Source organism: Proteus sp. fly-1008 (assembly GCF_040140305.1).
In the GTDB taxonomy this organism is placed as follows: Bacteria; Pseudomonadota; Gammaproteobacteria; order Enterobacterales; family Enterobacteriaceae; genus Proteus; species Proteus vulgaris_B.
Genome location: NZ_JBEEWH010000005.1, coordinates 96,357 through 107,563, shown reverse-complemented (window position 1 = coordinate 107,563; position 11,207 = coordinate 96,357). Strand labels below are relative to the sequence as shown.

General features: G+C 39.4%; 10 protein-coding genes. 6 read left to right on the top strand and 4 right to left on the bottom strand.

Annotated elements, in window-relative coordinates; translation table 11 throughout:
• Nucleotides 1-13 precede the first annotated feature (13 nt).
• The 4 genes from ABN256_RS10535 to gntR all read right to left on the bottom strand — a co-directional run bounded on the left by ABN256_RS10535 (nt 14) and on the right by gntR (nt 4,277).
• Nucleotides 14-952: a methyl-accepting chemotaxis protein gene (locus tag ABN256_RS10535; RefSeq protein WP_196554520.1), complete on the bottom strand. Its 939-nt coding sequence runs from the start codon at nt 950-952 to the stop codon at nt 14-16.
• A gap of 151 nt (nt 953-1,103) precedes the next feature.
• Nucleotides 1,104-2,441, bottom strand: a complete 1,338-nt coding sequence (gntU, locus tag ABN256_RS10530; RefSeq protein WP_072069100.1) for a gluconate transporter — start codon at nt 2,439-2,441, stop codon at nt 1,104-1,106.
• Complete coding sequence (gene gntK, locus ABN256_RS10525) at nt 2,438-2,992, bottom strand: gluconokinase (protein WP_196554521.1); 555 nt, start codon at nt 2,990-2,992, stop codon at nt 2,438-2,440. The genes gntU and gntK overlap by 4 nt, the downstream gene beginning before the upstream one ends.
• Before the next feature lie 289 nt (nt 2,993-3,281).
• Complete coding sequence (gntR, locus tag ABN256_RS10520; RefSeq protein ID WP_115350275.1) at nt 3,282-4,277, bottom strand: gluconate operon transcriptional repressor GntR; 996 nt, start codon at nt 4,275-4,277, stop codon at nt 3,282-3,284.
• Between the two features lie 231 nt (nt 4,278-4,508).
• Here gntR and ABN256_RS10515 point away from each other — a divergent pair, with 231 nt between their 5' ends.
• The 6 genes from ABN256_RS10515 (at nt 4,509) to ABN256_RS10490 (ending at nt 11,202) form a co-directional block, all read left to right on the top strand.
• Nucleotides 4,509-5,540, top strand: a complete 1,032-nt coding sequence (locus ABN256_RS10515; protein ID WP_340893961.1) for an iron ABC transporter substrate-binding protein — start codon at nt 4,509-4,511, stop codon at nt 5,538-5,540.
• A complete protein-coding gene (locus ABN256_RS10510; RefSeq protein ID WP_197269842.1) occupies nt 5,537-6,535 on the top strand; it encodes a FecCD family ABC transporter permease in 999 nt (332 codons plus the stop codon). Before ABN256_RS10515 ends, ABN256_RS10510 begins: the two co-directional genes overlap by 4 nt.
• Nucleotides 6,532-7,326: an ABC transporter ATP-binding protein gene (locus ABN256_RS10505; protein WP_196554524.1), complete on the top strand. Its 795-nt coding sequence runs from the start codon at nt 6,532-6,534 to the stop codon at nt 7,324-7,326. Before ABN256_RS10510 ends, ABN256_RS10505 begins: the two co-directional genes overlap by 4 nt.
• Nucleotides 7,313-8,137: a class I SAM-dependent methyltransferase gene (locus tag ABN256_RS10500; protein WP_072069106.1), complete on the top strand. Its 825-nt coding sequence runs from the start codon at nt 7,313-7,315 to the stop codon at nt 8,135-8,137. The genes ABN256_RS10505 and ABN256_RS10500 overlap by 14 nt, the downstream gene beginning before the upstream one ends.
• Nucleotides 8,134-8,982: a ModD protein gene (modD, locus tag ABN256_RS10495; RefSeq protein ID WP_196554525.1), complete on the top strand. Its 849-nt coding sequence runs from the start codon at nt 8,134-8,136 to the stop codon at nt 8,980-8,982. The genes ABN256_RS10500 and modD overlap by 4 nt, the downstream gene beginning before the upstream one ends.
• A gap of 273 nt (nt 8,983-9,255) precedes the next feature.
• Nucleotides 9,256-11,202 carry a TonB-dependent receptor plug domain-containing protein gene (locus ABN256_RS10490; RefSeq protein ID WP_196554584.1) on the top strand — a complete coding sequence of 649 codons (1,947 nt, stop codon included), beginning with the start codon at nt 9,256-9,258 and terminating at the stop codon, nt 11,200-11,202.
• The last annotated feature ends 5 nt before the right edge of the window (nt 11,203-11,207 follow it).

The window sequence follows — 11,207 nt, the reverse complement described above, 5'->3', positions numbered from 1 at the left end:
TTTATTCATCAAGTTAGTAATTATCTGAGTTTAATAAAACATCAACATATTTGATAACATCAACGCTGGCTTGTTCCATTTGCTCTATATAGTGTGCAACCATTTCTTGATTATCTTCTATATTGGCCTTTAATGCTAAACGTCCACATTCATGCACTAACTTATGCGGCTGTTCTAAACGCCGAAAAGCCTCTGTACCTGCAAATTTCCGCCCATCACCTTGATAATACCATTTGCCTAAACGGCACTCTGTATGCTGATTAACACAGTGTTCATCATCATTATTCAATAAATGGATATAAATCGCTTCTTTCCATAAAACATGATCAAGTTTAACCGTATTAAAAAACTGTTGCATCGAAAGAAAGGTAAAAATATGTTTAAGCTCGCTAGCTTGTTCTGACAGTGACGTTAAATTTTGATGCCCTTCTTCAACCAGTGTTTTAACTTGTTGAACCTGCTGTTGGTTTTTTTCTGTGGTTGCTTTAACAGGAATAAAACGAGCACCTAAATTATTATTAATGCTGGCAATAGAAGAAGCTTGTTTCTGGATTTCTAATGATAATTTTTTCATCTCTTGGGCTAAGACTGAGAATCCCGCCCCTTCACGCCCGATGTGTCCAGCTTCAATTGCTGAATTAATTGATAAAATATTCGCCTGACTGGAAAGCCTATCAATATTGCTAGCACTATCTTTAATTTTCTTCAGCCAACTTGAAAAATCGTCTATCTCTTTTCGGCTATATGTAAAATGCGCATCCACTTCATTTAGAAATTGAGTCAATGATTGTGAGTTATCTAACATTTGGCTAAAGAGATGTTCCATTTCATCAAGCAAACTGAGCTTATTTTGTAGCTTATTACTTGATGCTAAAATTGAATCTCGAATAAGTGTGATTGTGTGAATATTGCAATCAGTGTGTTTAATAAAAAGCGAATTATAGTCAACCATAATATGACAACCCTAGTGTGCCCACCGAAATAAAGAAACCTATAGGTTAATGAGAAATTTGGTATTTTCTGTCACATTTAATAGTTATTTATTGTAATGAAAAAAAGCGCGTCAAAAGACGCGCTAACAATGTGAAAATAAAGATTAGATATTAGAGAAAAGCGAAGAAGATCATGCCTATAACTGCACCTGTTGTACCCAGAATAGTCTCCATTAAAGACCATGTTTTTAAGGTTTGTGCTTCTGTCGCACCAGTAAATTTACCAAACAACCAGAAACCTGAGTCATTAACATGGCTAAGAATAATAGAGCCACCCGCGATACACACTGATAATGCCGCCATTTGTGCGCCACTGTAGCCCAACTCATTGATAACTGGTAAAACTAAACCTACTGCAGTTAAACACGCTACCGTTGCAGAGCCTTGAATAACACGCACAGCACCAGCAAGAATAAAACACGCCACCGCAATTGGCATACCTGCACCAATTAAAGCATTCCCTAATGCCGGACCAACACCTGAATCCACCAGCACTTGTTTAAAAACACCACCGGCACCCGTTACCAACAAAATAATCCCCGCAGGTTGGATTGCAGCAGAACAGATTTCCATTACTTTTTCTTTGCTCATACCACGACGAATAGCAAGACCGTAAATAGCCACTAAACAAGCCACAAGAATTGCGATAAATGGATGACCAACAAATTCAAGAATATTATATAACTGAGAACCTTCCTCAACGAAACGTGCGCCAATGGTTTTGCATCCCACTAACACTAAAGGCAATAACACAAGAGCAAGGCTAAAACCAAAAGAAGGCATTTTGTTTTGGCCCAGACTTGGTTCAGTTAAATCTTTTGGTAATTCTAAGGTAACGTAACGGCTAATAAAGTTACCGAAGATAGGGCCAGCTAGTAACATGCCCGGAATAGCCGCACATAAACCAATTAAAATCATCCAACCAAAATCAGCGTTCATTTGGTCAGCTAATAGCATCGGTGTTGGTCCCGGTAATAAGAAGGCGGCAGCACCTGCAACACCCGCAAACAGAGGGATAGCCATTTTCACCACATTGCCACCAGTACGACGAGCAACCGCAAATACAACACCAATTAATAAGACAACGGCAACATCAAAAAACAGAGGTAATGCACAAATTAAGCCTGCAATACCCAATGCGTAGTTAGCTCGTTTTTCACCAAAATATTTTAATAATCGGACTGCGATTTGGTCTAATGCCCCAGTTTCATGTAGCACTTTACCGAACATTGCACCCAGTGCGACCACGATAGAGAGGAAACCTAATGTTCCACCCATTCCGTTTTGCATAGTTTGTGTGATTTTTTCAAGTGGCATTCCAGAGAAAATACCTGCACCGATAGCAACAATCATCAATGCAATAAATGCATGCAAACGCGCATACATAACGAAAAAGAGTAATAATAGAACCGAGCCAACCGCAGTTAGCACAAGCGTTAATGTACTCATACTGTTTCCCCTTCAAAAGCCCCTTGTGTCACTGAATTTATTTTATTAATTGCACTTTCAATTACATCATCAAGTGGCATTGAAATATCAATTTCATACACATCATTTTCAGCGTTGGTTGGCTCTTCTAAGGTTTCAAATTGAGTCACTAACATTTGAGGTTTAAAGAAGTGCCCTTTACGTGCTTTTAAGCGGCTTTCAATCAGCTCATAGTCACCTTTTAAATATAAAAAGTGCAGGCATTGATTGCCGTCTCTTAACATATCACGATATTTTTTTTTCAATGCAGAACAGACAATTAGCGATACGCTATTCGTTCTTTGCATCGCAAAAGCAGCATCATTTAGTGCTTGTAACCAAGGTTTACGATCTTCATCATTTAAAGCGTGGCCTGATGCCATTTTAGTAATATTTGAGCGAGGGTGTAGAAAATCACCGTCTAAAAATGCAGCACCTGTACGTTGTGCCACACCACTTGCGACCGCAGATTTACCACTGCCTGATACCCCCATTAAGATGAAAACATGGTGTAGGGATTGGGTATCGTTCATAGAATGCTCCTTTAAGGCAGATATTAAGTCTTTTTTGTAATGTTACCCGTAACTGTTACGGGTAACATATCCGAAGTGGTAAGGTAAATACAACAACGAAGATCAACTAAGAAGTGAAAATGTGAGGCGACTCTCAAATGAAAGTAAGATGATCTACAAACTGACAACAAAATATTGGAGGAGTGACTCGATATTTATTTAAGGCTCAATAAAAAACCCTAATGTTCATTATTTCATAACACTAGGGTTATTAAATGATAAATCTAAACATTATCAATATATTAAATTCTTATATGCTTTCACCTGTAATAATGCGAAAACCAACATCAATAACTTGTCCTCGAGCAATTTTGCCTTTCATGCGTTTAAGCAATAAATCTGCTGCTTGTTGCCCCATTTCATCACGCGGAGTAAAGATACTCGCCAGACGAGGAGTCATTACTTGCCCCACGTCATGTCCGTGAAAACCTGAGATAGCAATATCATCAGGCACTGAAATACCTAAACGCTGGCACTCAAAAACAGCACCAATGGCGATATCATCATTGGTACAATAAAGCCCATCTAAATCGGGGTATTGCTTACGTGCAGCATGTAATAATTCAGCGCCTAACGAATACGACGAACTTTTTGGTGTCATTACACTACCTGTAGGTAAGCCTGCATTTTGCATCGCTTTCTCGTACCCGTTTAAACGCATTAGAGTACGTTCATCCTGCCTTGCACCAAGATAAATAACACGTTTACAGCCACGCTTGATCATTTCACTGACCATCTGTTGTGATGCATCAATATTGTCTAATCCCACAGCAGAGTCAAAACAAGGTGAAACGCTATCCATAATTTCCACCACTGGAATACCTGCTGTTTCTAGCATTTTTATTGTTTTTGGTGTGTGTGTTCTTTCTGCAAGAATAAGCCCATCAATATTATAAGAGAGCAATGAAAGTAGGCGTTCTTCTTCTTTTTCAGCACGATATCCATAGTGCGCTAACATAGTTTGATAGCCGTATTTATCTGTTACTGATTCAATACCACGAATAACTTCAGCAAAAACTTGGTTAGTTAAAGAAGGTAGCAATACCCCAATCGCATGGCTGGTAGAATTAGATAAGATATCAGGAGCACGGTTAGGAATATAATTAAGACTATCTAACTCGCGCGCAATTTTTTCTCGTAAAGCTTCGGAGACCTGTTCTGGGTTACGCAAAAAACGACTAACCGTCATTTTGGTGACACCAACACGTGAAGCTACATCCTGTAATGAGGGGCGTTTTTTCTTCATTTTATATCGCAACTATCCAAAAACATTCGTATTAATACGCGCTTTATTTTTCCAAGAACGCTGATTATAGCCTTACGTTATACACTATTTCGAATAAAGTTTTTCAGATGTGTGCACAGATTTGATTTTGACTGACTATCCCTTGACTTAAGCCAAAGGAAATATAGTATTCTTCGCTATATAATAAATGAAACAACGATACCGATATAAAACAATAAATAGTGTGAACTTATGGCGATCCACAGACGACAATTTCTAACTTACCTCACAACAATTGCGACATTATCTGCACTTCCACATTCGGTAAGAGCTGCGATAACCTCGCGTATTGCGGCACAATTCGGTCATATTCCGGCATCAACGGCAATCCATCGCGTGATCAGTGCTGGGCCTCCGACCGATCAATTATTGCTCGCATTAGCCCCTGAAAAACTATTAGGCTTCTCATCCCTTAATTTAGAGAAAAGCCCTTTATTTGCAGAGGACTTACGTAAATTACCCCGTTTAGGGCGTTTGTCAGGACGAGGAAGCACCTTATCTTTAGAAGCTTTACTAACGCTAGAACCCGATATCATTATTGATAGTGGAAATGTAGATGAAACCTATCGCTCATTAGCAAAACGAGTTTCTGATCAAACTGGTATACCTTATGTGTTAATTGATGGCACATTAAAAGATAGTCCTGCCCAATTGCGTCAAACGGGGGCTTTATTAGGGGTTACAGAAAGAGCAGAAACATTAGCGCAAATTGCAGAACGATACCTTAGTGATGCAGCCCTATTTGTTTCTGAACAAAAAGTGCGCCCGCGTTTTTATCTTGCTCGTGGCGCAAAAGGATTACAAACGGGTGCAAGACACTCAATTCATACAGAAGCCATTGAGGCATTAGGTTTTGAAAACGTGGTAGATGTGCCCGATTTCACCGGGTTGACGGATGTATCACCTGAACAGCTGTTAATGTGGGATCCTGAAATTATCATCACACAAGATGAAAATGCCTATCAGCAAATAATGCAAGACTCTGTATGGAAAAGCCTCCAAGCCGTTAAAAACAAAAAAGTATTACTGTTTAAAGGCTTACCATTTGGTTGGTTAGATGGCCCTCCGGGTATTAATCGTTTAATGGGAATGCGTCGCCTACAAAGCCATTTCGATCCTCGAATCGAAAAACAAGTAGCTTACGATCTGCAAAACTATTTTGCTCATTTTTACCATACACAATTAAGTACTGAACAATGTCAGCAATTGCTGGGGTATACATGAGTCAATCGGCACGCATCACGCTTCTTTTTGCGTTATTTTCCATTGTCACGTTAATTGCGATCACTAGTGGTAAGTATTCACTTACTACCAATGAGCTGTGGACTCTAGTGAGTAATAAATTAACTGGTAATGTGGAATACAGCCGAACTGAAACGGTCTTTTGGCAAATACGATTTCCTCGCGTTCTGGCTGCAATCTTAATTGGTGGAGGATTGGCGATTGCAGGTGCGGCTTATCAAGGCATGTTTCGTAACCCTTTAGTATCACCTGATATTCTTGGTGTTTCGTCTGGCGCTGGTGTCGGTGCAGTTTTAGGTATTTTTCTTGGACAATCCATGTTGTCGATTCAACTTTTCGCTTTTGCGGGCGGTTTAGCAACAGTTGCTCTAGTCTACTTTATTTCAAGACTTGCGAAACAACATGATCCCGTACTTTCGCTTGTATTAGTCGGTATTGCTATCAGTGCACTATGTGGCTCCGCAATCTCATTGATGAAAATTCTCGCCGATCCTTATACACAATTGCCTTCAATTACCTTTTGGCTCTTAGGTGGTCTTTCGACTATTACCGCTTCTGATTTACTTTCTGTCGCACCTTTAATGTTAGTGGGCTTTATTCCGTTAATTTTACTGCGTTGGCGTATGAATATACTCAGTCTCTCCGATGAAGAAGCCAGAACATTGGGTTTAAATGTCGAAGTTACACGACTTGTCTTTATTTTGTCTGCGACATTAATAACCGCAAGTGCGGTTTCTATTGCGGGCATTATTGGCTGGTTAGGTTTAATTGTGCCTCACATTGCCAGATTGTTAGTGGGTGCTAACTTTACCCAGCAACTCCCTGTTTCCTTGCTTGTTGGTGCTATTATGTTATTAATTACTGACACATTAGCCCGCACGATTGCCAATATTGAACTCCCATTAGGTATTTTAACCTCCGCCATTGGTGCGCCATTCTTCTTAATGTTATTGCTCAGAACGAGGAAAGGCACATGATCATTGCTAACGCCAATAGACTCTCCATTGGTTACAAAGGTAAACCCTTAATTAAAGATCTCTCCTTTCATATCAAACAAGGGCAAATAATTTGCTTATTAGGCGCCAATGGTTGCGGCAAAACGACATTGATGCGCACGTTATTAGGCCTAATACCTTGTATTGATGGTGAGATTAATATTGTGGGTAAAACACTAAGTGAGTGGTCACCAACAGAACTTGCCAAAATTGTGGCGTATGTTCCTCAAGCAACACATATTCCCTTTTCTTTCAATGTTATTGATATGGTTGTCATGGGTCGAGGCGCGCATCTCTCCTTTTTTTCGATGCCAAGCTCACAAGATAAAACAATGGCAATGGAAACCTTAGAAATGCTTTCGCTTTCTCATCTTACTTACCGAACTTTTGATACCTTAAGTGGCGGTGAAAAACAGATGGTACTCATTGCACGCGCTTTGGTACAACAACCCAAATTGTTGATTATGGATGAACCCGCAGCAAGCCTTGATTTTGGTAATCAAATCAAACTGCTTACCCAAGTTAACGCATTAAAAGCATTAGGGATCAGTGTTTTTATGTCTACACATCACCCCCAACATGCTGCTTCTTTGGCTGATGATGTCATTTTGCTGACACCTCATGTACCCGTTTTGCAAGATAGACCTGATATTTTGCTGACACCCGACAATTTAGCGCACCTTTATGGTGTACAACCAACAGATATTCAGGCGCATTTTCACGCATACTCTGATAATAAAAATGACCATAGGCAAGAATATGAACACAATTGAAACCACAGATTTTGCTGAACTTTATAAAAACCATATGGTACAGGCAGAAAGAACCAAAAAAGAGCCGGAACATTGGGATAAACGTGCTGAAAAAATGGCAGAAACCTGTGCCAACCCTAACGATCCCTATTTAATAAAATTTCGTGAAATGATGGATTTTACCGATGCTGAAACCCTATTAGATGTAGGTTGTGGCCCTGGCTCTATCAGTATTCATGTTGCAGATAAATTCAAAAAAACGATTGGTATTGATTACAGTACAGGGATGTTAGCGGTCGCTAAACGCAGAGCTGAACAAGCGGGCATCAACCACGCAGAATTTATAACGTGTTCATGGGAAGATAGCTGGGATACGCTTCCTCGTTGTGATATTGCCGTTGCTTCACGTTCAACATTAGTCATGGATTTAAAAACAGCGCTGTTAAAACTAAATCGCCAAGCTAAATTACGTGTTTATACCACTCACACAGTTTCGCCAACCTTTGTTGATCAACGCATTATTCGCTTACTGGGTCGAAATGTTCCTACTCTTCCAACGTACATTTATGCTGTGAATATGCTAAACCAAATGGGCATTCACCCTAAAGTGGATTACATCCGTAGCCGTAATTGCCAAAGCAATTTCAATAGTCTTGAACAATTTATTGAAGGTATTAACTTCTCCGTAGGGCCTTTAAGCGAAGACGAAATTACACGCCTAACAACTTACTATCATGAAAGTATTGAAAAAGGTATTTCCCTAATTTCACCAACTCGTGATTGGGCAATGGTTTCTTGGGATGTTGTTCCTGAAAGTGAGCTAACCCTATGATTTATTATCCTGATACCTTTCTTGATAATTTGTTGATGGAAGATATTCAATATGGTGATCTCACCAGCCGAGCACTGAATATTAGTAATCAACTGGGCACAATGACGTTTACACGCCGTGAAGCAGGTTGCGTCAGTGGGATCACTCTAGGTTGTCGCTTATTGGAAAAATTAGGATTAGTAGTAACCGCACATCAACAAGATGGTGATTTTGCTAATGCCGATGATTGTTTAATCACAGCTGAAGGTCGTGCTGATGCACTACATCAAGGCTGGAAAGTGGTACAAAATGTCCTTGAGTGGAGCTGTGGCGTGAGTGATTATATGGCAAGAATGCTAGATATTTATCACCGCTATCAACCTAAAGGGCAAATTGCGTGTACACGTAAAAATATCCCTAATACTAAATTACTGGCGACCCAAGCCGTACTAGCGGGCGGTGGTGTCATTCATCGTCAAGGTTGCTCTGAAACTATTTTGCTCTTTACTAACCATCGTCGATTTTTATCAGAGCCAAATAATTGGGCGCAACATGTTAAGCAGTTACGCCAAGCTGCACCTGAAAAATGCATTGTTGTAGAAGTTGATAATATTGAACAAGCAAGAGAGGCGTTAAAAGCACAGCCTGATATTTTACAGCTCGATAAGTTCTCTATTGAAGATATCGCACTGCTACAACAAGAAGTGCCACATATTGCACCACATTGTCATCTTTCTGTTGCTGGCGGTATTAACCTCAATACTATCGAAAAATATGCACAAACGGGCATTACCTTGATGGTAACGTCTTCACCTTATTATGCTCCACCTACGGATATTAAAGTTCGTCTTTACAAAAAAGATTAAATAAAAATAATAACTTATAAGTAAGTGAATATTTACATATTTAATTAATAATAAATAAACACAACATCAATTCAATGTAACAGAAGTGATAACAAGGAAATAGTTGTAGTGGCATAGAAGAACATCTTTGCTGAACTTCTTTTATATGAGTTTGTTGCTTTATTTTATAAAAAAACCGAGTGCTAACAAATGTAGCACTCTTTTTATTCATTTATTTTTACGCATATCGTTATATAAAAAATTACATATAGATTATAAACTGAGATTGAAATGATGAAATTAAAACCTCTATGCTACTGTTTATCTCTTGCTCTCTTACCCAGTATTGCACTTGCTGACACCACTTATGGACAACCCACTCCCGACTTATTAACCGTATGGAGTAGCCCAATTGCAGCAAATCCAGATATATTGACGCAAGAACAAATGCTTGAACAAAATAAGGTCAATGCGGCGCAAGCAATTTCAACATTACCCGGTGTTGTAATGCAAAAATCGGGTAACCGTAATGAATACACCTTTAAAGTGCGTGGGTTTGATAGCCGCCAAGTGCCTGTATTCTTTGATGGTATTCCAACTTATGTTCCTTACGATGGCAACTTAGACTTGGCACGTTTTACCACAAACGATCTGGCAAGCATTGAAGTCAACAAAGGCTATACCTCATTATTGCAAGGCCCTAACTTAATGGGAGGGGCAATTAATATCACCACTGCGACGCCGAAAAAACCCTTAGAAGGAAGCATTGCTTATTCTCAAGGTTTTGCTCGTGGTGCTGATTATGCACACAATATGAGTGCACGCTTAGGTGTACGTAATGATTTAGGATTTATTCAAATCAGTGGTAGCCAATTAAAACAACGTTTTACTCCAATTCCCGGTGCTGATGAAAATAATGCGGCGGCAGGCACTCATGGACGTCGTGATAATTCAGCAACAAATGATAAACGTGGCATGATCAAAGTGGGTTGGACACCACGCGCTTCTGACGAATATACCCTAACTTATGTAAAACAAGACGGTGAAAAAAATAGCCCGCCATCCACATTAGGCAAAGGTAAATTTAAATATTGGGCATGGCCAGATTACAACAAAGAAAGCTATTACTATAGCGGCACTACTCAAATTACTGATGGTATGAAATTACAAAGTCGTGCTTATCACGATAAATTTGAAAATACCCTTTATATGTACCCTAAAAAAGGCGATACACCTGATTACAGTCACTATGACGACTACAGTACCGGTGCCGCATTACAATTAGCTATCGATACTCGTGATAATGATCTACTCTCTTTCGCTGCTCACTGGAAAGATGACGTTCACCGTTCTCAGAAAGAGAAAAATGGTGATTGGATGCGTTATAAAGATAGAACGTGGTCTTTAGCAACAGAATATCAATGGGCTGCCACGAATGATCTCGATTTAGTGGGTGCAATTAGCTATGACTGGCGCGATAGCGTTGAGACTGATAAAGGCGCTGATGATAACAAGCAAACGGCCTTTAACTGGGAAATGATGGCGAAATACTCGTTAGCCAATAATGACAATGTTCGTTTCTCTGTGTCTGATCGCAGCCGTTTCCCTACACAAAAAGAGCGTTATACCACTGAAAAACCTAAAGATGGCTCTAAAGGGATCATCAATCCAGATTTAGATCCTGAACGTGCATTATCTTTCGACTTAACCTATGAAGGGCACATTACAGATAAATGGGGTTACCAAACCAGTATTTACTATAACCGAGTCAGTGATGCGATTATGGCACATACTGTTTACCGTGGTGGCAACGCATTCTTTCAAAACCAAAATAGTGGACGTGTTGACTATATTGGGCTTGATTTAGGTACTAAAGGTAATGTGACAGATTGGTTAGAGCTAGGCTTAAATTACAGCTATATCCATAGCGATCCTAAACAAATAGCACACGTTGAAGGTTTACCAAAACATAAAGCCTATATGTGGATAACATTTATTCCTGCTGAACAGGTTCGCTTTACCATTATGGAAGAAGCACAAAGCTGGACCTATAACCGCATTGATGAAAATGACAAACTGACAGGTTATGCCAAAACTGACCTTCGTTTAGATTATGATTTTGGATATGGTGTTTCTGCTAATGCTTCTGTAAATAATCTTTTTGATAAGTCTTATGAATATACTCAAGGTTATATGGAAGATGGCCGTAATTATTGGTTAGGTATGGAATATAAATTCTAATTTGC

Bases quoted from the DNA above. Each gene is read 5' to 3' on its own strand.
- gntR (WP_115350275.1), bottom strand. From the start codon at position 4,277: ATGAAGAAAAAACGCCCCTCATTACAGGATGTAGCTTCACGTGTTGGT.
- ABN256_RS10510 (WP_197269842.1), top strand. From the start codon at position 5,537: ATGAGTCAATCGGCACGCATCACGCTTCTTTTTGCGTTATTTTCCATT.
- gntK (WP_196554521.1), bottom strand. From the start codon at position 2,992: ATGAACGATACCCAATCCCTACACCATGTTTTCATCTTAATGGGGGTA.
- modD (WP_196554525.1), top strand. From the start codon at position 8,134: ATGATTTATTATCCTGATACCTTTCTTGATAATTTGTTGATGGAAGAT.
- ABN256_RS10515 (WP_340893961.1), top strand. From the start codon at position 4,509: ATGGCGATCCACAGACGACAATTTCTAACTTACCTCACAACAATTGCG.
- ABN256_RS10535 (WP_196554520.1), bottom strand. From the start codon at position 952: ATGGTTGACTATAATTCGCTTTTTATTAAACACACTGATTGCAATATT.
- ABN256_RS10500 (WP_072069106.1), top strand. From the start codon at position 7,313: ATGAACACAATTGAAACCACAGATTTTGCTGAACTTTATAAAAACCAT.
- ABN256_RS10490 (WP_196554584.1), top strand. From the start codon at position 9,256: ATGAAATTAAAACCTCTATGCTACTGTTTATCTCTTGCTCTCTTACCC.
- ABN256_RS10505 (WP_196554524.1), top strand. From the start codon at position 6,532: ATGATCATTGCTAACGCCAATAGACTCTCCATTGGTTACAAAGGTAAA.
- gntU (WP_072069100.1), bottom strand. From the start codon at position 2,441: ATGAGTACATTAACGCTTGTGCTAACTGCGGTTGGCTCGGTTCTATTA.